This window comes from Pseudomonas sp. AC112, assembly GCF_979253545.1.
The window spans coordinates 407,943-434,770 of sequence record NZ_CEEDCM010000001.1 but is presented as its reverse complement, the minus strand read 5'-3'; the positions used below and the strand labels follow the sequence as shown (position 1 = coordinate 434,770).

22 protein-coding genes are annotated in these 26,828 nt (G+C 50.7%); all 22 read left to right on the top strand.

The window, feature by feature from the left end; translation table 11 throughout:
- Positions 1–25: 25 nt before the first annotated feature.
- The 22 genes from AC0IYN_RS02145 to AC0IYN_RS02040 all read left to right on the top strand — a co-directional run bounded on the left by AC0IYN_RS02145 (position 26) and on the right by AC0IYN_RS02040 (position 26,651).
- The gene (locus AC0IYN_RS02145) at positions 26–2,236 is read left to right on the top strand and encodes a bifunctional prephenate dehydrogenase/3-phosphoshikimate 1-carboxyvinyltransferase (RefSeq protein WP_471840399.1); all 2,211 of its coding nucleotides are present in this window, start codon (positions 26–28) and stop codon (positions 2,234–2,236) included.
- Complete coding sequence (gene cmk, locus AC0IYN_RS02140) at positions 2,233–2,922, top strand: (d)CMP kinase (protein ID WP_003172653.1); 690 nt, start codon at positions 2,233–2,235, stop codon at positions 2,920–2,922. Before AC0IYN_RS02145 ends, cmk begins: the two co-directional genes overlap by 4 nt.
- Positions 2,923–3,041: 119 nt before the next feature.
- Entirely contained in the window at positions 3,042–4,733 is a 1,692-nt protein-coding gene (gene rpsA / locus AC0IYN_RS02135; RefSeq protein WP_025856938.1) for a 30S ribosomal protein S1, read from the top strand.
- 163 nt (positions 4,734–4,896) lie between these two features.
- The gene (locus AC0IYN_RS02130) at positions 4,897–5,181 is read left to right on the top strand and encodes a hypothetical protein (RefSeq protein WP_252993755.1); all 285 of its coding nucleotides are present in this window, start codon (positions 4,897–4,899) and stop codon (positions 5,179–5,181) included.
- A gap of 132 nt (positions 5,182–5,313) precedes the next feature.
- A complete protein-coding gene (gene ihfB, locus AC0IYN_RS02125) occupies positions 5,314–5,607 on the top strand; it encodes an integration host factor subunit beta (protein ID WP_122543193.1) in 294 nt (97 codons plus the stop codon).
- Between the two features lie 24 nt (positions 5,608–5,631).
- Entirely contained in the window at positions 5,632–5,865 is a 234-nt protein-coding gene (locus AC0IYN_RS02120) for a hypothetical protein (protein ID WP_406597341.1), read from the top strand.
- Positions 5,866–6,845: 980 nt separating this feature from the next.
- On the top strand, positions 6,846–7,988 hold the full coding sequence (wecB, locus tag AC0IYN_RS02115; protein ID WP_406597393.1) for a non-hydrolyzing UDP-N-acetylglucosamine 2-epimerase: 1,143 nt from the start codon (positions 6,846–6,848) through the stop codon (positions 7,986–7,988).
- Between the two features lie 21 nt (positions 7,989–8,009).
- Entirely contained in the window at positions 8,010–9,275 is a 1,266-nt protein-coding gene (gene wecC / locus AC0IYN_RS02110; protein ID WP_406597342.1) for a UDP-N-acetyl-D-mannosamine dehydrogenase, read from the top strand.
- 86 nt (positions 9,276–9,361) lie between these two features.
- Entirely contained in the window at positions 9,362–10,621 is a 1,260-nt protein-coding gene (locus AC0IYN_RS02105) for an oligosaccharide flippase family protein (protein ID WP_458376661.1), read from the top strand.
- An 88-nt stretch (positions 10,622–10,709) separates the two neighbouring features.
- On the top strand, positions 10,710–11,849 hold the full coding sequence (locus AC0IYN_RS02100; RefSeq protein ID WP_214496392.1) for an N-acetyl sugar amidotransferase: 1,140 nt from the start codon (positions 10,710–10,712) through the stop codon (positions 11,847–11,849).
- Positions 11,846–12,451 carry an imidazole glycerol phosphate synthase subunit HisH gene (gene hisH, locus AC0IYN_RS02095; protein WP_471840395.1) on the top strand — a complete coding sequence of 202 codons (606 nt, stop codon included), beginning with the start codon at positions 11,846–11,848 and terminating at the stop codon, positions 12,449–12,451. The genes AC0IYN_RS02100 and hisH overlap by 4 nt, the downstream gene beginning before the upstream one ends.
- A gap of 3 nt (positions 12,452–12,454) precedes the next feature.
- Positions 12,455–13,234, top strand: a complete 780-nt coding sequence (locus AC0IYN_RS02090) for an AglZ/HisF2 family acetamidino modification protein (protein ID WP_406597345.1) — start codon at positions 12,455–12,457, stop codon at positions 13,232–13,234.
- A gap of 41 nt (positions 13,235–13,275) precedes the next feature.
- The gene (locus AC0IYN_RS02085; RefSeq protein WP_406597346.1) at positions 13,276–14,121 is read left to right on the top strand and encodes a glycosyltransferase family 2 protein; all 846 of its coding nucleotides are present in this window, start codon (positions 13,276–13,278) and stop codon (positions 14,119–14,121) included.
- Between the two features lie 13 nt (positions 14,122–14,134).
- On the top strand, positions 14,135–16,270 hold the full coding sequence (locus AC0IYN_RS02080) for a bi-domain-containing oxidoreductase (RefSeq protein WP_406597347.1): 2,136 nt from the start codon (positions 14,135–14,137) through the stop codon (positions 16,268–16,270).
- Positions 16,267–18,102 carry a heparinase II/III family protein gene (locus tag AC0IYN_RS02075; protein ID WP_471840392.1) on the top strand — a complete coding sequence of 612 codons (1,836 nt, stop codon included), beginning with the start codon at positions 16,267–16,269 and terminating at the stop codon, positions 18,100–18,102. Before AC0IYN_RS02080 ends, AC0IYN_RS02075 begins: the two co-directional genes overlap by 4 nt.
- Positions 18,099–19,316 (top strand): glycosyltransferase family 4 protein, encoded by a 1,218-nt coding sequence (locus AC0IYN_RS02070; protein WP_406597349.1) that lies wholly within the window; start codon positions 18,099–18,101, stop codon positions 19,314–19,316. Before AC0IYN_RS02075 ends, AC0IYN_RS02070 begins: the two co-directional genes overlap by 4 nt.
- Complete coding sequence (locus tag AC0IYN_RS02065; protein WP_406597350.1) at positions 19,313–19,906, top strand: sugar transferase; 594 nt, start codon at positions 19,313–19,315, stop codon at positions 19,904–19,906. Before AC0IYN_RS02070 ends, AC0IYN_RS02065 begins: the two co-directional genes overlap by 4 nt.
- A gap of 59 nt (positions 19,907–19,965) precedes the next feature.
- Complete coding sequence (locus tag AC0IYN_RS02060; RefSeq protein ID WP_406597351.1) at positions 19,966–20,610, top strand: acetyltransferase; 645 nt, start codon at positions 19,966–19,968, stop codon at positions 20,608–20,610.
- Positions 20,611–20,620: 10 nt separating this feature from the next.
- A complete protein-coding gene (locus AC0IYN_RS02055) occupies positions 20,621–21,487 on the top strand; it encodes a 3-hydroxyacyl-CoA dehydrogenase family protein (RefSeq protein ID WP_406597352.1) in 867 nt (288 codons plus the stop codon).
- Between the two features lie 15 nt (positions 21,488–21,502).
- Entirely contained in the window at positions 21,503–22,681 is a 1,179-nt protein-coding gene (locus AC0IYN_RS02050; RefSeq protein WP_406597353.1) for a DegT/DnrJ/EryC1/StrS family aminotransferase, read from the top strand.
- Positions 22,682–22,853: 172 nt separating this feature from the next.
- Positions 22,854–24,848 (top strand): polysaccharide biosynthesis protein, encoded by a 1,995-nt coding sequence (locus AC0IYN_RS02045; protein ID WP_406597354.1) that lies wholly within the window; start codon positions 22,854–22,856, stop codon positions 24,846–24,848.
- Between the two features lie 21 nt (positions 24,849–24,869).
- Positions 24,870–26,651 (top strand): alpha-L-rhamnosidase-related protein, encoded by a 1,782-nt coding sequence (locus tag AC0IYN_RS02040; protein ID WP_471840390.1) that lies wholly within the window; start codon positions 24,870–24,872, stop codon positions 26,649–26,651.
- The last annotated feature ends 177 nt before the right edge of the window (positions 26,652–26,828 follow it).

Below are 26,828 nucleotides of genomic sequence, written 5' to 3'. Positions count from 1 at the left end.
CACTGCATTGCAACCTGCTGTGCCTATGATCGGTCGCCTAGTGGTGGTCGGTCTGGGGTTGATCGGCGGCTCCTTCGCCAAAGGCCTGCGTGAAAGCGGCGTGTGTGGCGAAGTGGTGGGGGTCGACCTGGACCCGCAATCGCGCAAGTTGGCGGTCGAGTTGGGGGTGGTGGATCGTTGCGAGGCGGACCTGGCGCTCGCGTGCCAGGGCGCTGACGTGATCCAGTTGGCGGTGCCGATCCTGGCCATGGAAAAATTGCTGGCGGTGTTGGCGGGCATGGACCTGGGCCATGCGATCCTCACGGATGTCGGCAGTGCCAAAGGTAACGTCGTGCGCGCGGCGCAACAGGCGTTTGGTGGCATGCCGGCGCGCTTCGTGCCGGGCCATCCGATTGCCGGTTCCGAGCAGAGCGGGGTGGAGGCGTCGAATGCGCAGTTGTTCCGTCGCCATAAGGTCATCCTGACGCCGCTGGAGCAAACCGATCCGGCTGCGCTGGCGGTGGTGGATCGCCTGTGGCGCGAGCTGGGGGCGGATGTCGAGCATATGCAGGTCGAGCGTCACGACGAAGTGCTGGCCGCGACGAGCCATCTACCGCATCTGCTGGCATTTGGCCTGGTGGACTCCCTGGCCAAGCGCAATGAGAACCTCGAGATTTTCCGTTACGCCGCCGGCGGCTTTCGCGACTTTACGCGGATTGCCGGCAGCGACCCGGTGATGTGGCACGATATCTTCCTCGCCAATCGCGAGGCGGTGTTGCGCACCCTGGACACCTTCCGCAGCGACCTCGATGCCTTGCGCGACGCGGTGGATGCCGGCGATGGCCATCAATTATTGGGCGTGTTCACCCGTGCGCGGGTGGCGCGTGAGCATTTCAGCAAGATCCTGGCGCGCCGGGCCTACATGGAAACCGCTGTGAACGCCGATGACCTGACCTTCCTCGCCAACCCGGGCGGCCGCTTGAGCGGAAGCATTCGGGTGCCGGGCGACAAGTCGATCTCCCATCGGTCGATCATGCTGGGTTCGTTGGCTGAGGGGGTGACTGAAGTTGAAGGATTCCTTGAGGGCGAAGACGCCCTGGCGACCTTGCAGGCGTTTCGCGACATGGGTGTGGTGATCGAAGGCCCGCACCATGGGCGCGTCACCATCCATGGCGTGGGCTTGCAGGGTTTGAAACCAGCGCCGGGGCCGATTTACCTCGGCAACTCGGGCACCTCCATGCGCCTGCTGTCCGGTTTGCTGGCGGCGCAGCGTTTCGACAGCGTGCTGACGGGCGACGCGTCCCTGTCCAAGCGCCCGATGAATCGCGTGGCCAAACCACTGCGGGACATGGGCGCGGTGATCGAGACGGGCCCGGAAGGGCGTCCGCCGCTGGCTATCCGTGGTGGGCAGTCGTTGAAAGGCCTGACCTACGCGATGCCGATGGCCAGCGCGCAGGTTAAATCCTGCTTGCTGCTGGCGGGGTTGTACGCCGAGGGCAAGACCGCGGTCATCGAGCCTGCACCGACCCGTGACCATACCGAGCGCATGTTGCGCGGCTTTGGTTACCCGGTGACGGTGGAGGGCGCGACGGCTTCGCTGGAATCGGGCCAGGCGTTGACGGCTACCCATATAGAAGTGCCGGGGGATATTTCTTCTTCGGCGTTTTTCCTGGTAGCGGCTTCGATCGCCGAAGGCTCCGAGCTGTTGCTGGAGCATGTGGGAGTCAATCCGACACGTACTGGCGTGATCGACATCCTGCGGCTGATGGGCGCGGATATCACCCTGGAAAATCAGCGCGAAGTCGGCGGCGAGCCGGTTGCTGACCTGCGCGTGCGCGCGGCGACGCTAAAAGGTATCGAGATTCCCGAGGCGCTGGTGCCGCTGGCAATCGATGAATTCCCGGTGCTGTTCGTCGCGGCGGCCTGTGCCGAGGGGCGGACCGTGTTGCGTGGGGCTCAGGAGTTGCGCGTGAAGGAGTCCGATCGCATCCAGGTCATGGCCGACGGTCTGCTGGCACTGGGGGTGAAGTGTGAACCGACCCCCGATGGGATTATCATTGACGGTGGCCTGATGGGCGGTGGTGAAGTCCATGCCCATGGCGATCATCGGATTGCCATGGCGTTCAGCGTAGCTTCCCTGCGGGCGGCGGCGCCGATTCGTATCCGTGACTGCGCCAATGTTGCTACGTCTTTTCCGAATTTTCTTACACTGTGTGCCCAAGTCGGCATCCGTGTTGCCCAAGAGGCTCAATTGTGAATATCAAAGCACCGGTGATTACCATCGACGGGCCAAGCGGCTCGGGCAAAGGCACGATCGCCGGCATCCTGGCCAAGCGCCTGGGTTGGTGCCTGCTGGATTCCGGCGCGCTGTACCGCTTGCTGGCATTCGCCGCACGCAACCATGGCGTCGACCTGACCAACGAAGAATCCCTCAAGCTGCTGGCGGCGCACCTTGATGTGCAGTTCGTCGGCGCGACGGAAGGTCATCCCCAGCGCATCATCCTCGAAGGGGACGATGTGACGGATGACCTGCGCAACGAACAAGTCGGCTCCTGGGCTTCCCAGGTTGCCGCGCTGCCGGCCGTGCGTGATGCGCTGCTGCAGCGCCAGCGGGCTTTCCAGGAGCCGCCGGGCCTGGTGGCCGATGGCCGTGACATGGGGACCGTGGTGTTTCCCGAGGCACCCTTGAAGATTTTCCTGACCGCCAGCGCCGAGGAGCGGGCCCGCCGCCGCTACTTGCAGTTGAAGGGCAAAGTCGATGGTGTTAGTCTGTCGAGTCTGCTAGATGAGATCCGTGCACGCGATGAGCGTGATACCCAGCGCGCAGTAGCCCCGCTCAAGCCGGCGGCTGATGCCATACAGCTGGATTCCACGGAGTTGTCCATCGAGCAGGTGCTGGAACGCATCTTGAGCGAGATCGCCATTCGCGATATCGCCGGGTGACCAAGAAGGCCGCAGGGGACCAGTCATAGTCCTGTGGTGCTTCTTTTAATTGAAACTGACCCACACCGTCTGGGGTGTGGAGATGGGCGTATTCTTCGCCCTTATCAACAGGAATTAAAATGAGCGAAAGCTTTGCGGAACTCTTTGAAGAAAGCCTAAAAACCCTGAACCTTCAGGCAGGCTCCATCATCACCGGTGTTATCGTTGATATCGATTACCAAGCTCGCTGGGTAACCGTTCACGCTGGTCTGAAGTCTGAAGCTCTGATCCCGCTGGAACAGTTCTACAACGATGCTGGTGATCTGACAATCAATGTCGGTGACGAAGTTCACGTTGCTCTGGACTCGGTTGAAGACGGTTTCGGTGAAACCAAGCTGTCCCGTGAAAAAGCCAAGCGCGCTGAATGCTGGATTGTTCTCGAAGCAGCCTTCGCAGCTGAAGAAGTGGTCAAGGGCGTTATCAACGGTAAGGTTAAAGGCGGCTTCACTGTCGACGTTAACGGCATCCGTGCGTTCCTGCCAGGTTCTTTGGTCGACGTTCGTCCAGTGCGCGACACCACGCACCTGGAAGGCAAAGAACTCGAATTCAAGGTCATCAAACTCGACCAGAAGCGCAACAACGTTGTCGTTTCCCGTCGCAGCGTCCTGGAAGCAGAGAACTCCGCCGAGCGTGAAGCTCTGCTGGAATCCCTGCAGGAAGGCCAACAAGTCAAAGGTATCGTCAAAAACCTCACCGACTACGGCGCATTCGTCGACCTGGGTGGCGTGGATGGCCTGCTGCACATTACCGACATGGCTTGGAAGCGTATCAAGCATCCTTCCGAAATCGTCAACGTTGGCGACGAGATTGATGTCAAGGTTCTGAAATACGATCGCGAGCGCAACCGTGTTTCCCTGGGCCTGAAGCAACTGGGTGAAGATCCATGGGTCGCTATCAAAGCCCGTTACCCAGAAAGCACTCGCGTTACCGCGCGTGTTACCAACCTGACCGACTACGGCTGCTTCGCTGAGCTGGAAGAAGGCGTGGAAGGCCTGGTACACGTTTCCGAAATGGACTGGACCAACAAAAACATCCACCCTTCGAAAGTCGTACAAGTCGGCGACGAAGTGGAAGTTATGGTTCTGGACATCGACGAAGAGCGTCGTCGTATCTCCCTGGGCATCAAGCAGTGCAAATCTAACCCGTGGGAAGATTTCTCTGGCCAGTTCAACAAGGGCGATAAAATCTCCGGCACCATCAAGTCGATCACCGATTTCGGTATCTTCATTGGTCTGGACGGCGGCATCGACGGCCTGGTTCACCTGTCCGACATCTCCTGGAACGAAGTGGGCGAAGAAGCTGTTCGTCGTTTCAAGAAGGGCGACGAGCTGGACACCGTTATCCTGTCGGTTGACCCAGAGCGCGAGCGTATCTCCCTGGGTATCAAGCAACTGGAAAGCGACCCGTTCTCTGAATACGTTCAGGACAACGACAAAGGCGCAATCGTTAAGGGCACTGTGAAAGAAGTTGACGCTAAAGGCGCCATCATCACTCTGGCCGACGATATCGAAGCGACTCTGAAAGCCTCCGAAATCAGCCGTGACCGCGTTGAAGACGCGCGTAACGTTCTGAAAGAAGGCCAGGAAGTAGAAGCCAAGATCATCAGCGTTGACCGCAAGAGCCGTGTAATCCAGCTCTCCATCAAGTCGAAAGACGATGCTGAAGAGAAAGAAGCCATCCAGAGCTTGAAAGACAAGCCTTCGGATAGCATCGCTGCTGGTCCTACCACTCTGGGCGACCTGTTGCGTGCACAAATGGAAAAACAGAACTAAGTTCTGTCAGACCATAGAAAAAGGGCGACTTCGGTCGCCCTTTTTTGTGCCTGAAATTCGTTGAATCAACACAGAGAACCAAGGCGTATAGCTCAGTGTCAGATCTGACTATAGTCTTAAGAAAAAAAGCGGTTCTTGTGTTGTCGCTTCAATAAGGAATTGAATGAACAGGCTTATCGTAATACTCGCAGTGGTCATGCTGGCAGGTTGCTCCACCACCAGCGCCAAGACCCACGCTAAACGCGGCGTCAGCGGCATCGAGATCGATTGCTCGGGCCTGGGTAACAAATGGGAGAAGTGCGAGAAGCGCGCGGCCCGGGAGTGCAAGATGCAGGGCTATAAGGTCATCACCAGGTCCAGTGACGCCACGGACGAAGAGGGCGACTACCTGTTCGGCTGGAACCCCGCCGGTGCGGTGACTCGCACCATGCTGGTGATCTGTAATTGATGATGGAATACGCCTATAGCAAGTTGCCATCTAGCCTGCAGATAAGTTGGCTGGCGGGCTGTTCAAATTCATCAAGTCATGCTAAAACCTTCGAAGCGCTTTTCCTAGCTGCTTGAAAAAGAAGGGAAAAATATGACGAAGTCGGAGTTGATCGAACGAATTGTCACCCATCAAGGGCTGCTCTCATCCAAGGATGTAGAGCTGGCTATCAAGACTATGCTTGAACAAATGTCCCAGTGCCTGGCGACGGGTGATCGGATTGAGATCCGTGGGTTTGGGAGCTTTTCGCTGCACTATCGTGCGCCGAGGGTGGGGCGGAATCCGAAGACGGGGCAGTCTGTAAGTTTGGATGGGAAGTTTGTGCCTCACTTCAAGCCGGGGAAGGAGCTTAGGGATCGTGTGAATGAAGATGAGGATGTGGTTTGATTTTCTTTTTTGGGGAAGCTGATCATGCATGGAATTAAGCGGGCTGCATTGCTAATACTGCTATTGATTGCGGCGTTGGTGATCCTGGTGTTCGTGCTTGAGAATCAACAGTCGTTGGCTTTTTCTTTCTTGGGCTGGGTAACACCTCAGGTTCCTGCGTCGGTGTTTGTAGTGGTGGCGCTGATTGTCGGGCTGTCCGTTGGGCCTTTGATGGCGCTACTATTTAGGCGTGATGGGGCAGTTAGCCGGCGCCAATAGTTGGTGGTGAATCTTAATGTGCTCATGGGCGTGGCGCTTTCGGTCTGGCTGATACGCCCTGTGAATTTTCGAGAACTATTACGCCCGTTATCCATTTAATGGCCGTTTTTCCTACAATGACGGCACTCCGCGCTGTTTGATTCAGATAAGCCCTTCGGTGCGCGAACCTCAATAACGAGATTGTGCATCAATCTCTGCCCTTCTTAGATTCCTTTCCAGTCCAATGGTGTCGAGCCTGATGCTTCGTGCCGTTTTGATCAGGTGATGACCTGGCAAGCCGCATTTTGCCGTCGCCAGTTTTTGACATTCCTTCAAAAAAGTGTCTCGTGCGAGCAGGGTTTGCTGGCAGATGATGTTTTGTGATCAGCAGTCAGTTACCTCCGCTAGCGGTGAGCCATATTCGCTCACGCCTGCATTCTGCTGAGCGTGACTTATCTATCTGTGCAACCGTTGCACGCTTCGTCAGCCGTACAAGGGTCAACAAAAAGAGGGCCTGCGCGTTGTACTGGCCACCGCTGGTTATCACGGTGCGCGCCCGCGCGTGAAGTAGATCCGATTCGCTTGTATACTGTGCTGCATAAACGCAGGAATCTCGCATGACCTCATATGAGGGTAGACATTGTCAATTTTTTGGCGGCTGACTGGATGTTTTGCGTTGATCTGCGATGTAATTCGTCAGTTTCCTACTAGACATACTGCCACTCAAATAACAGAGGCTAGGCAGTCAAAAGATCCGCGCCAACTCTAAGGTTCTCTATATCAATACGCCGTAAGTGTTTGGTTTTGCTCAGGCGCCTGTTAGATAAGCACAGGCCTCTAATTTGCGTTTAAATTAGCTTGTTTTTCGAGGGCTCCCTCAGCTGATCATAAGGTGCTCCTAAGGGAGTAGAGTGACGCTTGGGAGCAACGTATTTATTCAGGAGAATCCGGTTGCGCGAGAGCATAGGTTGCTCAGCCAACTTCTTACCTTTGGGATGCAAATGTCAATAAAAGTGCTTTCAGTGTTTGGGACTCGTCCGGAGGCCATCAAAATGGCTCCTTTAGCATTAGCCTTGGCGACTGATGACCGTTTTGATGGTCGAGTTTGCGTGACAGCGCAGCACCGTCAAATGCTTGATCAGGTCCTGGAGCTTTTCAACCTGAAGCCTGACTACGACCTTGACATCATGCAGCCAGGGCAGGACCTGTCTGATATTTCTACTGGAATCCTGCTGGGTATGAAGGACGTATTTGCTTCATTCACCCCGGACATTATTTTGGTACACGGTGATACGGCTACGACGTTTGCGACAGCGTTAGCTGCCTATTACCATAGAATTCCCGTCGCACACGTAGAGGCCGGTTTAAGAACCGGCGATCTTTACTCGCCGTGGCCTGAGGAAGGGAATCGAAAGCTGACCGGCGCTTTGGCAGAACTGCATTTTGCACCGACGGAGAACGCTGCACTAAACCTGCTCCGTGAGGGTGTCGATCAAGCTGCTGTGCATGTAACAGGCAATACCGTTATTGATGCACTGCTCGAAATCGTGGCGAAACTGGAAGGCGATAGTTTGTTAAAAAGCCAACTCGATAAGCAATTTTCGTTTTTGGACAAAAGCAAAAAAACTATTTTGGTCACCGGCCACCGACGCGAAAGCTTTGGTGGCGGCTTCGAAAGAATATGTACTGCACTTGCTGAAACAGCACGTGAGTACCCGGATATCGAAATTGTTTATCCCGTGCACCTGAATCCTAACGTCAGAGAGCCAATAAATCGACTGTTGTCAGGGATCGCAAATATTCACTTGATCGAGCCCTTGGATTACCTGCCTTTTGTTTATTTGATGAACCGGTCGTATCTGATTTTGACTGATTCAGGTGGCATACAGGAAGAGGCGCCTTCTCTCGGTAAGCCTGTATTGGTTATGCGAGATACCACCGAACGCCCTGAGGCGGTTGAAGCAGGCACAGTAAAACTTGTGGGTACAGATGTTTTAACAATCAAAGACAATTTAAGTCGATTGTTAACCGATAGCGCTTTCTATGAGGAAATGGCGTACGCACACAATCCGTATGGCGATGGCCAAGCATGTAACAGAATCGTCGAGATTTTATTTAATAATTTTCACAAAGCCGATTGCTGATAATTGGTCAAGGATATATTTGTGTTTAAAACTATTTCGGTTGTTGGTCTCGGCTATATCGGTTTGCCTACTGCAGCCGTTTTTGCGTCTCGTAAAATTAAAGTAATTGGCGTCGATGTTAATACGGTCGCTGTAGAGACGATTAACCGTGGTGAGATACATATCGTCGAGCCCGACTTGGATATGGTCGTTCATGCTGCCGTCACTGAGGGGTATTTGCGGGCCACCTGTACGCCTGAGCCTGCTGATGCGTTCCTTATTGCAGTGCCCACGCCATTTAAAGCAGGCCATGAGCCGGATCTGTCCTACATTGAGTCGGCCTGCAAGGCCATCGCACCTGTATTGAAAGCCGGCGATTTGGTGATTCTAGAGTCAACCTCGCCGGTAGGTGCAACGGAGCAGATGTCTAAATGGCTCGCGGAAATTCGCAATGACCTTACCTTTCCGCAGACCCACGGTGAAGCTTCTGACATCCGTATAGCTCACTGTCCAGAGCGCGTGTTGCCGGGGCATGTACTACGTGAATTGGTTCAGAATGACCGCGTTATCGGCGGCATGAGTGCTAAGTGTTCTAACGCGGCAGTCAGCTTATACAAGTTATTTGTAGAAGGTGAGTGCATTGTTACTAATGCGCGTACAGCCGAAATGTGCAAGCTGACAGAAAACAGCTTTCGCGATGTGAATATTGCATTTGCCAATGAATTGTCGATGATTGCTGATAAGTTGAACATCGATGTATGGGAGCTTATCGCGTTAGCTAACCGGCACCCTCGGGTTAACATACTGCAACCAGGTCCCGGGGTGGGGGGGCATTGTATAGCCGTCGACCCATGGTTCATTGTAAGTAGTACACCAGATCTGGCAAAACTTATTCGCTGCGCCCGCGAGGTAAATGACAGTAAACCTGAGTGGGTTATCAGCAAAGTTCAAATAGCCGTCGCGGAGCATCTACAGGCTAACCCTGATAAATCTGCGAAAGATGTGACAATCGCATGCTTTGGTTTGGCATTTAAGCCCGACATTGATGACTTACGCGAAAGCCCATCCGTCGGTATCACGCTTGCATTGGCAAAAAAACACCCAGGTCGCGTCCTTGCCGTCGAACCGAATATAGAAAGATTGCCTGAATCGTTGACAAATTCGGTAGAGCTGAAGAGTGCCGATAGCGCGCTCCATGAGGCAGATATCGTCGTACTACTTGTTGATCATAAAGCGTTTAAGGGAATTCCAAGGAGTCAGCTTGAAACGCGTCAGATAATTGATACGCGCGGCATCTTTGGTCGTTAATTTTGTCATTATGAAGTGCCTGTACCCATTCGTCATGGGCAGGCATTTTTTATTAATGGGTTTGGTCTGAGTATTGCCGTCGAGCTATGATATTGATACGTAAAAATCTGGCTAACATATTTTCACTTGCGTGCGTGCAGGGTGCGAATGCGTTGCTGCCCATTTTTATCTTTCCCTACGTATTACATCTGATTGGAGCTGAAAAATACAGGGACTTGGTGGTCTCAGAAGCCATTGGGCTCATTGTGCTGGCGATCGTACTTTACAGCTATGAGATTAATGGAGTTACGAGGTCCGTCCATGCACTGAAGCAGGAGGGCGTAGCGCTAGCATCCACAGTGTTCAGTGAGGTGATGTGTTCGCGTCTCATTATATGGGCCTTCTGTGTCGGCGTTGTGTTGATCAGTGGTGTATTTCTTGCGCATGATGTTTACCTGTCCTTGTTGTGTTGGATGTTGCTTCCACTGGCATACATATTTCAATCCACCTATTTTTTTCAAGCTCTTGAAAATAATGTACCTGTCGCAGTGCTGTCTCTCGTCAGTCGCCTGGCGTGTTGTGGCATAGTATTTACTTATTTGCAGCCTTCCGATCCGACCTATTTTCTTCCACTGATAGTGGGGTGTAGTTATTTGGTCGGTGGGTTTTTTTCGACGCTGTACTTGTTGTTTGTTGTAGGGGTTAAATTCACATCCGTTTCCTGGAAAAATATGTGGAATAGCTTGGTTGACGGAAAAGAAATTTTTTCCGGAAATTTTGCGGTTGTACTTTTTCGGGACTCAAACTTGTTGGTCTTGAGTTTTTTCGGGGTGAGCGCAGCATCAGTAGCCAGTTATTCAGTGGTGGAAAAATTTATCAAGGCATTTCAGGCCGTGATACGACCGCTAAATCAGTTCTTCTTTCCTCGTGTCATACACGCCGTATATGGGCGTCCGGAACCAGATAAAATAGCGCTCTATAGAATTCTGCGCCTAACGTATCTGCAGCTCATGATTCTTTTATTGATACTGATCGCCATCGTTACTGTGTGGGTGTTGCTGAACGATAAGGTCGCCTTTTTAAGTAGCTATCCCGATAAGCCACTCATGGCGAATCTATTCTTGCTGATGTCAGTGGGTGTATTTTTCGGTGTCTCGAATTTCATGCTAGGGACCGCGGGTCTGAACAGTTTGAATGCAAAAAGGTACCTGGCCAAGTCTTTGATTGCGACGGGCATACTTACCCTCACGCTCTGTGTCGCGTCAACCAAACTTATTGGGGTTTATGGTGCCGCAGCCAGTTTTGTTTTTGGCGAAGTTATGTTGTTTCTTCTGATTCTGCGTAGGTACTTGAAAAGCGGGTGTTAGCGAAAAATTGAAACGGCGGCTCAAGACAACGCATAAAGTGCACGTTGAGACGCTTTGAACATATTGACGAATTAGAGGGAGCTCTTTTATGAGTGGTCGGACATACCAAATCTGCAACAACTGCGTAATGGACACATCGGACGAAAATATTACGTTCGACGAAAAAGGGGTCTGCGACCATTGCAACGGCTTCTATCGTGACCTGCTGCCCCACTGGGACACCGGGGAAAAAGGCCGTCAGCAGATCGCGGCGATTTTCGAAAAGATAAAGGCCGATAACAAAGGAAAACCATTTGATTGCATCATGGGCATGAGTGGCGGGCTAGACAGCTCCTACTTGCTCCATATTGCGGTGAAAGAATTTGGTTTGCGCCCGTTGGTGTTTCACGTCGATGGTGGCTGGAATTCACAGCTGGCGGTTCACAATATTGAAGTCATTGTGGAGAAGCTGGGCCTCGATCTTTATACTGAAGTGATCAACTGGGAAGAAATGAAAGACTTCCAGAGAGCTTTTTTTAAAGCCTCCGTGCCTCATATCGACATTCCTCAAGATCATGCTTTCATTGCAACACTCTATAAATTTGCAAATAAACATGGCATTAAATACATCTTGAATGGCGGTAACTATTCTACCGAGTGCGTACGTAACCCACTGGAGTGGATGTACTACGGTACAGACATGTGGCAGTTGAAAGATATTCATAATCAGTTTGGTGATCGACCGCTTAAAGATTACCCGTTAAGCAGTATTTGGTTTCATAAAGTGTACTTGCGTTTTATCAAAGGCGTGAAAGTTGTCAAGCCCCTGAATTATGTCCCGTATATTCGTGAGGATGCTATTAAGACTCTGACTGAAGAGTATGGCTGGAAATCGTATCCAAGAAAGCACGACGAGTCACGCTTTACAAAATTTTATGAAGGGTATTGGCTACCAAAGAAATTTGGTTATGACACTCGAAAAATTCAGTATTCGAGCTTGATTTTGACAAAGCAAATGACGCGTGATGATGCACTGTCAAAGTTGGCACTACCGGCCCATGATCCCGAAACGATAGACCAGGATTTCGAGTACGTGGCTAACAAGTTGGACATGACTGTCGACGAACTGCAACGCTTGATGGAATTGCCTAATAAGTCTTACCGTGATTATAAGTCTCAACGGTATCTGTTTGACCTGGGTGCTAAAGTTATGCACTTCCTTGGCATGGAAAGAGCAATTAAGCGATGATAAAGGTTATCAACTATGGCTTGGGTAATATACTCTCTTTTATAAACTTATATAAAAGGTTGAACATCGAGTGTGGTGTTGCGACCTCTTCAAGAGAGCTTGAGGGTGCGACCCGTATTATTCTACCGGGTGTTGGGTCATTTGATCATGCCATGGACAGCTTGAATCAATCAGGCATGCGTCCCGCATTGGATGAGCTTATTCTTGAAAAAAAACTGCCGGTATTAGGTATTTGCGTTGGTATGCAGATGTTGGCGGGCTCTAGCGATGAAGGCCAACGGCCGGGTTTGGGGTGGGTTCCTGGAAGCGTCAGAAAATTTGATCTCGAGCGTGTGAAGCAGTTACCGCATATGGGCTGGAACGACGTTGATCCTGTCGATGCTGAAGGCTTGTTCAAAGGAGTTGGAGGCTCATCAAAGTTTTATTTTTTGCACTCTTATTATTATGAGTGTGAGCAGCAGGCTCATGTTTTGGCCACCGCAAATTATGGCGCTGATTTCACGTGCGCAGTAAAGAATAATAATGTTCATGGTGTACAGTTCCACCCAGAAAAAAGCCATCAATATGGCATGAGTCTACTCAAAAATTTTTCGGAGTTGTAAGCCATGCTGCGACCTAGAATTATTCCCTGTTTGTTGATTCAAAATAAGGGTCTTGTTAAAACGGTAAAATTCAAAGACCCTAAATATGTGGGTGATCCGTTAAATGCGGTGAAGATATTCAATGAGAAAGAAGTAGACGAGCTTATCGTTTTGGATATCGATGCTTCGGTTGAGGGGCGTGAGCCCGACTACGCGTTGATACAGAAAATGGCAATGGAATGCCGTATGCCTTTTTGCTACGGCGGCGGAATTTCCAATGCGGACCAAGCCAAAAAAATTATCGGTCTTGGTGTGGAGAAAATTGCACTCAGTTCCGCCGCGGTGCTCAACCCTTCGCTGGTCAAACAGATTGCGGATGAAATTGGCAGCCAAAGCGTGGTTGTCGTGTTAGACGTTAAAAAGAAGTTACTGGGTGGGCGTTATGAAGTGTGGATCAATAATGGAAGAAAAAATACGGGCAAATGCCCAATAGAGCTTTCAAAGGTATTACAAGATTTGGGCGTTGGAGAAATCGTAGTCAACTCCATCGATGCTGACGGTGCAATGAAAGGCTATAATCTTGACATTGCGGAAAAAATTCACAAAAACATACATGTACCGCTGACGATTTTGGGTGGGGCTGGTTCGTTGGATGATATTGGGGCTCTCATCAATAAGTTCGGAATTGTAGGTGCGGCTGTGGGTAGTCTGTTCGTGTTTAAAGGCGTTTATAAAGCCGTTCTGATAAATTATCCATCGCCTACGGAAAAAGACAATCTGCTCAAACGATACCTCTCATTATAGGTATGTAATGTTGATGCTGGACCGATTATGCAATGGTTTGAATGGATCATTTACAGAAGCAGGGCGATATGAAAGTTGCGATAATCTGTGTTTGCTACAACGCGTACGATCATCTATTAGCGTACGCGCGCTCTTTGGAAACTGCTATTTCAAATGCCGAAGGCGTTGAATTCTCGCTCGTCGTTGTGGATAACTCTACGCAACTGACCGGGGCGGATACGCTCAGCCTCATCTCGGGTATGAAATTCGATTACCACTACATAAAGTCAGGCAACGTTGGATATTTTCCCGCCTTTAAAAAAGGTGTGGATTTTCTGCCTTCGCTTTCTGATTTTGATTGTGTGGCGGTCTCCAATGTTGATCTAAGCGTCAGTGATGATTTTTTTGAATCGCTAACGGTATGCTTGGGGGAGCTTCCAGATAACGTCGGTATCGTCGCGCCTGCTATCATTTCACAAGAGCGCGTTGCTGACCTGAACCCCAAGACGTTGTATCGCCCCACCCGATTGTCTCTTCAGAAAAACATATTTATTTTCAAGCGCCTCTGGTTATTCCGGCTCTACAGAAAGCTGTCTGATCTGAAGGCAAGGAGACCGTTGATAAAATACCCTGAAGGAATGGAATTTTATTCTCCACACGGCTCATTTATTATATTTACGCGGCACTATTTTCTGAGCGGTGCTTCATATGACTACCCACAATTTCTGTTTGGCGAAGAAGACTTTGTTGCTGAAGAGTGTCGACGATCTGGGCTTAAGGTCAGCTATCAACCCAGCATAAAAATATCGGATTTTGACCACGGTTCTACATCACGAGAAAAGCTCAGTTTTATTGCGAACGAGCACGTTAAGTCAATCAAGTATATCGTTGACACTTATCACTCTTAATGGTTGGTGATTTATGAAGCAGATTTTGCAAGATATGGCGAAAGGCGGTACGACAATCGCTGAGGCCCCAGCACCACAGGTGTCCCGCGGAACCGTTGTTATTAATACCCGCATGTCCCTGATCTCAGCTGGGACGGAACGTATGTTGGTTGGTTTTGGTAAAGCGTCTTACCTGGAGAAAGCGCGACAGCAACCAGAAAAAGTTAAGATGGTGCTCGAAAAAATCCAAACAGATGGATTGATGACGACCATTGAGGCTGTCCAGTCAAAACTCTCCCAGCCACTTGTCCTGGGGTACTGCAATGTCGGTATTGTCGCCGAGCTAGGAAGTGAGGTTGACGGATTTAAAATAGGAGATCGCGTCGTTTCCAACGGCGCACATTCCGATATTGTTAAAGTCCCCAAAAACTTGTGCGCGCGCATCCCCGACAATGTTGAGGATGCGCAGGCAGCTTTTGTGGTCGTTGCCAGTATCGGCCTGCAAGGTATTCGATTGGCTGAACCCACGTTGGGTGAGTCATTTGTTGTCACGGGCGTTGGTCTGATTGGGTTGCTTACGGTCCAACTTCTAATTGCGCACGGCTGCCGGGTTCTGGCGATTGATTTTGATGACTCGAAGTTAGAACTGGCTCGTCAGTTCGGCGCCGTGACTTGTAATCCTGGAAAAGGCGAAGATCCCGTTGCTGCGGGTATGGCGTTCAGTCGAGGGCACGGCGTTGACGGTGTAATTATTACAGCGTCTACAAAGGTCAGTGATCCTGTTACGCAGGCTGCGAGGATGTCCCGAAAACGCGGGCGTATCGTGATGGTGGGGGTCACGGGGTTGGAGCTCAACCGTGCTGATTTCTATGAGAAGGAGTTATCTTTTCAGGTCTCTTGTTCATACGGGCCTGGGCGATACGACAGCAACTACGAGGACAAAGGGCAAGATTACCCAATCGGATTCGTTCGCTGGACTGAGCAACGCAACTTCGAAGCCGTCCTGGATATGCTTGCTTCGGGTCAGCTGAATGTCAAACCGTTGATCAGCCATCAGTTCAACTTCGAGGATGCTGCGCTAGCGTACCAGGCGTTGACGGACGATCGATCGGGCTTGGGTATTATTCTTGAGTACACATCAAACGTAGCCGAGAGAGCGATAAAAGAGGTTTCACTGAATCCGGCGGCTACGTTCAACCCCGAAGTACCCGTACTGGCTTTTGTTGGTGCAGGTAATTATGCCTCTCGCGTCTTAATACCCGCGTTCAAGGCGGCCGGCGCACAGCTTCATACAATTGTCACTGCGGGTGGTATTAGCGGAGTTATTCACGGTAAAAAAACCGGGTTTGCCAAGGCATCTACAGACTTGGAGGCGGCGCTTTCGGAGCCTGAAATCAACACCGTCGCAGTCGTGACTCGTCATGATACCCATGCTCGCTTTGTATCGCAGGCGCTTGAAGCAGGCAAGAACGTGTTTGTCGAAAAGCCGTTGGCTATTAGCCATCTTGAACTTGAACAGGTACAGCAAGCCTATTGGCAGGCGCATGGGCGTGGTTCATCACCACACCTGATGGTGGGGTTCAACCGCCGATTTTCTCCCCAGGTCGCTAAAATGAAAACTCTTTTAGCTTCCGTCAAGGAACCAAAAACGTTTCTTTTGACGATGAACGCCGGAGCGATACCTTCCAACCATTGGACCCAGGATAACGCGGTGGGTGGTGGGCGTATCATTGGCGAGGCGTGTCACTTTGTCGATTTGATGAGGTTCCTGGCAGGCAGTAAAATTGTCTCGGTACAGGCCCGCCGGATGGGTGATAGCCCTGGAATCGAGGTTGTCGAAGATCGGGCGTCGATCACGTTGGGATTCGAGGATGGCTCTTTCGGCACTATTATTTACACCGCCAACGGCGCGTCCAGTTTTCCTAAAGAGCGCGTGGAAGTCTTTACGGCTGGCAGAGTCTTACAGCTGGATAATTTCCGCAAGCTCAAGGGGTATGGTTGGCCCGGCTTTGCTAAGCTTAATCTTTGGAAGCAAGATAAAGGCCAGCATCAGTGTGCTCTCAACTTTATTGATTCCATCAAGACGGGCCAGCCCGCAATTCCTGTGGACGAGATTTTTGAGGTGGCGCGCGTGACTATCGAAATTGCTGAATTACTGCGTGAACAATGAAATTACTGTTTGTTAAGTTCACGACAGCACTCTCTTTAGGTGTTCCGAACCTCGTTCGAGTGCTTTTTTATCGTCTCGGGCTGAAGCTGAAGTTGAATCCTATTTTCAAATTAGAAGGAGAGGCTCCTCAGGGGCCCTTCTTCTTCCCATCAGCTCACCCGTCCAAAAAATTGGTTTCCCCCGGTCACTGGCACGGCAACGGCTTATTATTTGGCTATATTCCGTATCCAGTGGGTGCACTCCCACCCGATTGGCATAAGAATCCTATTAATGGTGAGGTCATGGAGTACCAAGACCGGCCTTGGTGGGAAATACCTGACTTTGATCCCAAGGTAGGTGACATAAAACTAATATGGGAAGCCTCGCGATTTGATTGGGTGCTGTCGTTCGCGCAGCGCGTTAAAGAGGGGGATGACGTTGCACTTGAAACACTTAATTCTTGGCTAAACGATTGGTGCGAACACAACCCGCCTTATTTTGGTGCAAACTGGAAATGTGGTCAGGAGGCCTCAATCAGGGTCATGCACCTTGCCATGGCCAGTCTAATTATCGGTTCCTCCCACGATGTGTCAGCGCCGCTACTTGAATTGATCCGACTGCACTTATGCCGTATCGCCCCGACTTTGCAATATGCGATAGCGCAGGACAACAACCATGGTACGTCCGAGGCAGCGGCGCTTTACATTGGCGGTAGCCTGTTGGCTAGCTACCACATTGAGGGCGGTGCTGGTTGGCGACGCATGGGCGTCTACTGGTTAGAAAACCGCTCGAAACGGCTTATAGGCAAGGACGGCAGCTTCAGCCAGTACTCTGTTACTTACCATCGTGTGTTGCTTGATACTTTGTGCATGGTTGAGCTTTGGCGACTTAGCCGTGGTGATCAGCAGTTTTCGACATTATGGAATTCGCGCGCCGGGGCTGCTACTCATTGGTTGTACACGATGGTTCGCGGCGCAAATGGGGATGCACCAAATTTGGGTGCCAATGACGGTGCACGCTTACTTCCGTTGCTAGATGATGACTATCGGGATTTTCGGCCAACCGTACAGATGTCGAGCCGCCTGTTTCTTAACGCTAATGCCTATCCTCCCGGTCCCTGGGACGATCGACTTGAATGGTTTGGCCTGTCGCGGGCGGCGTCTGATTTGGAACTACCTGCCAGTAGGTTAAGTGATAGCGGCGGTTTAGCGGTGCTTCACGAAAATGATGCGATGGTCGTCATGCGTTATCCGCGGTTTCGCTTCAGACCCAGCCAAGCAGACGCAATGCATGTCGATCTATGGAGGGGGAATACGAATCTGCTGCGGGATGCCGGAAGCTACTCTTATAATACAGAGCCTGTTTGGCAAAACTACTTCCCTGGTACCCAGTCTCACAATACCGTTCAATTTGACGGTCGTGACCAAATGCCACGATTGAGCCGTTTTCTTTTTGGTCGCTGGTTAAAGACCCAGGAACGGTCGCACATTCATGCGCAACAAACTGCAGTCAGTTTTTCTGCCTCATATATGGACAGTGAACGTTGCAGCCACAAGCGATCAATCCTCATGGATAAGGGGGGGCTGAAAGTTTCTGACGAAATCAACGGGTTTAAAGAGAAAGCCGTTCTTCGTTGGCGATTGTCTCCGGGGGTGTGGGTGCAAGAGAGCGATTATTCTTTTACAAATGGTAGAGATCGAATTTCGATAGAACCCACGATGTCGGTACGGCGGTGTGAGGTCATCGACGGGTGGGAGTCTCGCTATTATTTGCAAAAACACCTGGTGCCCGTTCTTGAATTGGAAGTCACGCAGCCCGGGTCTTTAATTACGGAGTATCGCTGGGATTTATGAAAGTCATTTATTTTCACCAACATTTCTCTACGCCCAAAGGCACCGTTGGTATTCGCTCATACGAAATGGCACGGCGCCTTATTTTACGTGGGCATGAAGTAACCATTGTTTGCGGCAGTTATGGCGGCGGAGATACTGGTCTGGAGGGGCCTTTTCTAAAGCGCGTTCGCCGTGGGACCATTGACGGTATCAACATTATTGAACTGGACCTCGCTTATTCCAACAGTGACGGTCTTCTGTCCCGAGCGTTTACTTTTTTAAGGTTTGCTGCGTCCAGTGTTAAGATCGCGCTGACTGAACGTTATGATTTGATTTTTGCAACCACTACGCCTTTGACTGCAGGGATCCCTGGCATATTTGCACGCTGGCTTAGAGGCAAGAAATTTGTGTTTGAGGTGCGTGACCTATGGCCTGAATTACCTAGAGCCATGGGCGTTATACGTAATCCGATCTTGCTGAAAGCGTTGTCCGCGCTTGAGTGGGCGAGTTACCGTTCAGCTCATCGTGTAATAGGTTTATCGCCAGGAATCGTTGAAGGTATTGCGCACCGGGGAGTGGACCGCTCAAAAATTGCACTGATTCCCAACGGATGCGATTTGGATATTTTTAATGAGTCTACGCAGCCCTGGCGTCCAGCGGGTGTCTCGCCCACGGATTGTGTTGCTTTGTTTGCTGGGACCCATGGCATGGCTAATGGTCTTGATGCCTTGCTTGATAGCGCTGTGGAGCTAAAGCGTCGCGGCCGGACGGATATCAAATTCGTACTGATCGGCCAAGGCAAGCTTAAGCCGGCCCTGCAGAGCCGAGCAGAGAAGGAAGGCCTTACCAATGTGATATTTCATGATCCGGTCAACAAGGCTAGCCTTTCCGGATTGATGGCCGCAACTGATGTAGGCCTGCAATTGCTGGCCAATGTCCCTGCCTTTTATTTTGGCACGTCCCCAAACAAGTTTTTTGATTACATCGCGGCGGGGCTCCCCGTTTTGAATAACTATCCTGGGTGGTTATGCGGCATGATCGAAAAAAACGAGTGTGGCTTCGCCGTTCGCCCGGAGGACGCGTCGGGGTTTGCAGATGCCCTTGAGGCGGCGGCTGACGACCGCCAGGCATTAGCAGTGATGGGACAAAATTCATTACGTTTAGCGCGTGAGGAATTTGATCGTGTACTGCTTTCAAACCGTTTCGCAGACTGGCTGGAAGGTGCTGTTAAATGATCAAGCGCATTTTTGATATAGTCGCGTCGACAATAGGCCTGATTATCCTTTCACCGGTCATTGTCTTTACGGCCTGGCGAATCAGGAAGCGACTGGGTTCGCCTGTCTTGTTTCGCCAGGTGCGACCGGGGCTCGGAGGAAAGCCGTTCGAAATGATCAAGTTTCGGACAATGCGTGACGCGGTGAACCGTGATGGAACACCTCTACCCGATGCTGAGCGGATGACGCCGTACGGGGCTTTTTTGCGCGCAACTAGCCTGGATGAGTTGCCTGAGCTGATAAATGTCTTGAAGGGTGATATGAGCTTGGTAGGGCCCAGGCCGTTGTTGATGGAGTACCTGCCTCTATATTCGCCAGAACAGTTTCGACGTCACGAAGTAAAGCCGGGTGTGACTGGTTGGGCTCAAATAAATGGTCGTAATGAACTCAGCTGGGACGATAAATTTAAGCTGGACGTCTGGTATGTCAATAATCGCTCTTTCTGGCTCGATATTAAAATAATTTTTCTGACAGTAAAAAAGGTCGTCGTGCGTGACGGTATCAGTGCCGCCGGTGAGGCAACGATGAGCAAATTTACCGGTAACAAGTAACCCTCGTTGTTGATCAATACAGACGAGAGACGACGAATGTGGAAGTGGGCAGGTGTGTGATGGCAGATCGCAAGGAATTAGTAATTGTAGGCTTTAGTGGCTTCGGGCGAGAGGTGTACCTGCTTGCAACTCGGCTGGGAATAAAAATTCGTGGGTTTCTCGATGATAACGTCGACAACCACGGAAAGACCTATGGTAATACGGTGGTTTTATCCAGCGTCGATAGATGGACGGACTATTCTGATTGTGAGTTTGTCGTTGCGATTGGCAACCCTCGCGTCAGGAAGCGAGTTATAGAGGCAATGGAAGTCAGGGGACGTCCTTCATACGCAACATTGATCGATCCTGCTGCGATTGTGCACGCTGAACATGTCCGGATAGGTAACGGCAGTGTCATCTGCGCGGGCACAATATGCACAGTGGATATCGAAATCGGCGATCATGTGATTGTGAATATTAACTGTACGGTAGGCCACGACACTGTTATCGGTGACTTTTCGACGGTTGCACCCATTGTCGCCATTTCTGGAAATGTGAGTATTGAAGAGCGCGTTGAGGTAGGTACCGGGGCGTCCATTCGCCAAGGCATCTCAATCGGCGCTGGCTCAATGCTGGGGATGGGAAGTGTACTGACGAAATCCATGCCTGCTCAGACTGTGTATTTTGGCAGCCCGGCCAAACTGATCAAAAATATTTCGGAATAAGGAAGTGCAAATGAGTGACCCACTTATTATTTCGACTGTTGGTGTTATTGGCACCGGCACTATGGGCAAGGGAATTGTTCAGATTTTGGCGCAGTGCTCGCACGTCAGTACTGTTATATGGAAAAGCAATTCCGTAGAAAAAGGCCAGCGCGCGTTTCTGGAGCTGGAAACGTTATTCAAGCGGCTAGCCTCTAAGAGTCGGATTTCTCAAGAAGACGCCGCTGCCTTTATCGGAAAAATATCGGTCGTTACGGATTTTCCAGCACTTTCAGATGCGCAGCTGATTGTTGAGGCAGTCTCAGAGGACATGGAGGCTAAGCGCGAGGTTTTTGCGAAGCTGTCTGACGTGGTGGGCGTTTCGACGATACTTGCCTCCAATACCTCTTCGTTATCGATAACAGAACTGGCAGGTATAACTCAATATCCACAGAATGTCGTCGGCCTGCATTTTTTCAATCCGGCAGCGCTCATGAGGCTTGCTGAAGTGATCTGTGGTCTTACGACCTCTTCGCAGACGATTTCCACGGCCATGGAGTTTGCTAGAAAACTGGGTAAAGACCCTGTACTGGTAAACGAAGCGCCGGGATTTATCGTAAACAGAATGCTCATACCGATGATCAACGAGGCGATAGGCATTTTGGCTGAGGGTGTGGCTGAAGCTGAGGAAATCGATAAGGCCATGCGATTGGGCGCAAATCACCCCATAGGTCCTCTAGCCTTAGCGGATTTGATCGGTAATGATGTGAACCTCTCGATTATGGAGACGCTCCACAACGAGACGGGAGACCCCAAATATCGTGCTCATCCTCTATTGAGGAAAATGGTGCGCGCTAATCACCTGGGTCGGAAAACAGGCCAAGGCTTCTTCAAATATTAATCCGGGATTCGTCTGATGCTCAATTCGCAATTTTCGCCATGGCCATCTTTTACGGTAGAAGAAGCAGACGCCGTTCGCGAGGTCATCCTTTCCAATAAGGTAAACTATTGGACTGGTCAAGAAGGCCGAAAATTCGAGGAAGAATTTGCCCACTGGGCTGGCACTCAGCATGCCGTTGCTGTCGCAAATGGCACTGTAGCACTAGACCTTGCACTCAAAGCACTGTCAATCGGGTCAGGGGACGAGGTCATCGTGACTTCGCGTACGTTTCTGGCTTCGGTTTCATGCGTGGTCCTTGCAGGAGCGACTCCTGTATTCGCTGACGTCGATCGAGACTCGCAAAACATTACCGCTTCCTCCATCGCGGCAGTTCTAACCGAGAAGACCAAAGCTATTATTTGTGTGCACCTTGCTGGCTGGCCATGCGAGATGGCGCCGATCATGCAGTTGGCTGAAACGCATGGCATTAAAGTCATTGAGGATTGTGCACAAGCACATGGTGCAACGTACCAAGGCCGTCCAGTTGGCAGTATAGGTCATATCGGCGCGTGGTCTTTTTGCCAGGACAAAATCATGACGACTGGCGGGGAGGGCGGGATGGTGACGACAAACGATCCTGATCTCTGGTCAACCATGTGGGCCTACAAAGACCATGGAAAAAACTGGACTGCCGTCTACGAGCGGCAGCACCCCCCGGGTTTTCGATGGCTCCATGATAGCTTTGGCACCAACTGGAGGATGCTTGAGGTGCAAGCCGTTCTCGGTAGGTTGCAACTCAAGAAGATGGCGCAATGGCATAAAGTTCGTTCTGAAAATGCCAGTAAAATCTGGAGCTGCGCTAAGGCGCTGAAAGGGCTGCGGGTGCCCAATTTACCGGATGATGTCAGTCATGCGGCGTATAAATGTTATGTATTCGTGCAACCCGAAATGCTCCGGCAGGGCTGGGACCGAGACAAAATTATCGCCAGCTTGGCGGAGAGAGGCGTTCCAAGTTTTTCAGGTTCCTGTTCCGAGGTTTACTTGGAAAAGGCATTTGATGGTACGTCTTTCAAACCTAAGGATCGCTTGCCGATAGCGAAGGAGCTGGGTGAAACCAGTTTGATGTTTTTGGTGCACCCTACATTGAGTGCGGCTGAGATAGATAAGACATGCGATGCCTTGATTGCTGTAATGCACGAGGCGGCTGAAAACTAAGTTGTCGCTGTAGTTGTCAAGGCTGTTGAGTCGCTCTGCCAGACCCAGAGTGCACTCACACAGCCCTTTTTATTTTTCGCCTCACCGTAGTAATGAGGCAGCTGGTAGGGTGCTGCCCGCGCTAGCCGGTAGTAAAGGCAGTTATCAGCTTCCTGAAGGGGATAGAATCGAAATGGATAAAGTACGTAGCTTCTTATTGAATCTGCCGCGCAGAAAAAAAAGAATATTCCAATTATTGGCGGACGTCGTACTGATCTGGGTAGCGCTGTGGATGGCGTTTGTAGTACGTCTGGGTTTAGACGAAATTAGCAATCCTTTCTTAGTGCACACTTGGTTGTTTTTAAGCGCGCCTGCAGTCGCGATACCTCTATTTATTCGGTTTGGTATGTACCGCGCCGTCATGCGATATTTTGGCAATGATGCTCTGATCGCAATCATTAAAGCGGTGACTCTGTCTTCGTTAATTCTTGGGCTCATAGTTTATTGGTACAGCAATCATCAGAACGTAGTGCCTAGGTCGATCGTGTTCAATTACTGGTGGTTGAGCATGGTCATGGTGGGTGGACTGCGTTTAGCGATGCGCCAATACTTTTTAGGCGACTGGTTTGCAGCTTCACAGCATGTGCCCTTCACCAACCGGGATGATGGTATTCCCAAGGTGGCGATTTACGGCGCTGGTGCGGCAGGTAATCAGCTCGTGGCTGCCTTGCGTATGGGGCGGTTGATGCGGCCGGTGGCGTTTATCGATGATGATTCCAGCATCGCCAATAGCGTGATTGCAGGGTTGCAAGTCTACAAGCCTAAAAATATCCAAACAATGGTTGATGTTACCGGCGCTCAGGAAATTCTGCTTGCGATTCCTTCCTCGACGCGTGCACGTCGGCGTGAGGTACTCGATTATCTGGAAGGTTTCCCCCTTCATGTGCGTAGCGTGCCAGGCTTCATGGACCTGGCCAGCGGTAGAGTGAAGGTTGATGATATCCAAGAGGTTGATGTGGCAGACCTTTTGGGCAGGGATGCCGTTCCGGCACAAGGCGAACTGCTCGAGCACTGTATCAAGGGTATGGTCGTGCTTGTCACCGGGGCGGGGGGCTCGATCGGTTCGGAACTGTGCCGTCAAATACTTCAATTACGCCCTACAGCGTTACTCCTTTTTGAACATGGCGAGTTCAATTTATATAGTATTTTTTCTGAATTAGAACATCGGATACAACGCGAATCGCTACCCATTAAGCTGTTGCCGATACTGGGGTCAGTCCGTAATCAGGAAAAGATATTTGACGTGCTGAAAGCATGGAAAGTAGATACCGTTTATCACGCGGCTGCGTATAAGCATGTGCCCATGGTTGAGCATAACATTGCTGAGGGCGTGTTAAATAACATCAACGGAACCCTTTATACCGCCCAAGCCGCTCTTCGCGCAGGTGTTTCTAACTTTGTCTTGATTTCGACAGATAAAGCCGTCCGGCCGACGAATGTCATGGGGAGTACCAAGCGCCTTGCAGAGATGGTGCTTCAGGCGTTGAGTCGGGAAAAAGCGCCCGTGCTATATGAGGCACAAGACGCGGTGCCGACTATCAATAAGACCCGCTTTACGATGGTCAGGTTTGGAAATGTCCTCGGTTCGTCCGGCTCGGTAATTCCACTGTTTCATCGGCAAATCAAGTCAGGCGGTCCTGTAACGGTTACCCATCCCAAAATCACGCGCTACTTCATGACAATTCCAGAAGCGGCTCAGCTGGTAATTCAAGCCGGGTCGATGGGGTTGGGGGGGGACGTGTTTGTTTTGGATATGGGGGCGCCGGTAAAGATAATTGAATTAGCCAAAAAAATGATTCATCTGTCTGGGATGAGTGTGCGCTCCGACGCTAACCCCCATGGTGATATTGCAATCGAATTCACTGGGCTGAGGCCCGGTGAGAAGCTGTACGAGGAGTTGCTGATTGGTGAAAATGTCATTGCCACAGATCACCCAATGATCATGAGTGCTAATGAGGACTATATTCCCTGGGAACAATTAAAGCTCAAGTTGAAAGAGCTTAACTCTGCTGTGGCGAAGGATGATTACAGCAGTGTGAGGCAACTGCTCAGGGAAACAGTCAGTGGGTACTCGCCAGATGGAGAAATAGTGGATTGGATTTATCAACAGCGACGATTGGATTCTTGACTTCTAAATAAGGTAGTGTCTATGCATGTTTCGCGTTTTTTACCACGGAAAGGAGGTGTTTATGCGTGCCTCATTTTGCTGTGTTTGTTTTTCTTTGTGTGTGGTTTTTTTTATAAGAAAAGTGTAGAAGCAGACCACGTCGAAGCGCCTATTGTCAGTCTCGTTGATCTGACGGACTTTAATATCGCCACCTCGGTAGATAAGATAACGATTGACCTGGGTAAGGTGTACTTTGCAAAAGTGGCCTTCAATGTCGATGCAGCTAATAGTGGGTCTAAAATCCGACTGAAACTCAGAGAAAGCTCCGAGCCAGAGCCCCTTCCCAGTATTGGTGCTGAGCGGATTGGGGTGCGATTTTATGATACTGAAATCGCCCTTAAAAAAGGCTCGCAGCCTGTAGCTCTTCCTCCAGAAGATGCGCGATTGATGCCTAGCGATATTGGTTCTGTCATGCCCTTCAGGTATATCGATATCTATGGTTGGAAGGGGGATTTTTCCAAGCAGTCCATATCGATCCAGTATGCGCGTTCTTCCGCTTTTCAGCAGCAGGGGAAAATTTCGTTTACGGGTGATTCTTCTGCGCTTGAACTCGATCGAATTATGCGCTTAATGGACCATACGATGATGGCCACTAGTTTTGCAGGTATTTTCGTCGATGGAGACAGGGAGCGCCTGCCGTATGAGGCCGATGCATATATCAACATGCTGGGTTGGTTCGCGCAGGTGGGCGAAGTTAGTGTTCCAAGGCGGACATTTGAGTTTCTGGTGAAAAACCCCACTTGGCCGACTGAGTGGCAGTCTCACATGATCTTGATGGCATGGGCTGACTTCATGCAAACCGGAGATAAGGAGTTTCTTCGTACGCACTATGCTTGGTTGAAACTGTTGACCCTCAAGGACGCCATCTCGGAAACGGGCATGGTGGATATCAGCAAGATAAAACCTGAGCTGAAGAAAGCACTCAAGGTGACGTACCCAATGGGTGACCTGGTTGACTGGCCCCCCAGCCAGCGCGACGGTCATGAGATGGTCGCGAATAACACGGTAACTAATGCCTTTGTCTATGAGTCTATGCTTCGGATGGCCGACATCGCACACGCGTTGGATGAGGAGTCTGATCGTCAGTTTTTCACTGAGCAAGCTGAAAAGCTGAAGGCAGCAATTCGTGGGAAGGTTACCTTGAGCAATGGATTGTTTTCTGACGGTATAGGCTCAAGTCATACGTCCGCACACAGTCTGTTTGTACCGTTGGATTTCGGGCTTGTAAATGAAGATGAGCGTCAATTATTTGTAACCGAGATAAAAAAGAAAATCACCGCCTACGGAGGGGGATTTCCGAGTTCTGTGTTTGCGGCCCAGTATTTGTTGGAAGCTCTCTTCAAGATGGGCGAGGATGATCTCGCATTGAGCTTGATTTTAAATGAGAGTGACCGTGGTTGGCTTAACATGCTCAATAAATACGATGCCACCATCACCCATGAGGCGTGGGACGTAAAATTCAAAGACAATGAAGATTGGACCCACGCGTGGGGAGCGGCACCCGCCAATATAATACCTAGGTACTTACTGGGGGTGAGGCCGACTAAGGCGGGCTGGCAGAATTGGGAACTGGCTCCCTCCCGTGCGCTCCGCTTTTCGGCAGTCGCCACCCTTCCCACGCCGAAGGGGAACATTTTCTTGAATTTTGACTATCCTAAGCGCCTTATCAACGTGACTGTCCCAGTCGGCTCATCGGCGAAGTTTATTCACAATGGGCAATCAACAGAGCTAGGCTCGGGGCAGCATCAACTGGACTGGAAATAATTATAGTGCGTTGACGCTGCTGATATATAAATCTTAAGGTCCGATGCTAGATATCTAGCATCGGATTTTTTATGTGTGTCCAGCATCATGTGCTCAACCTCATTGATCTTTCCAGCTTCTGCGACTTGAATACGTTTGCCCAAATACTTCCATTGGAGCGTAGGGCGCGCGCCGGAT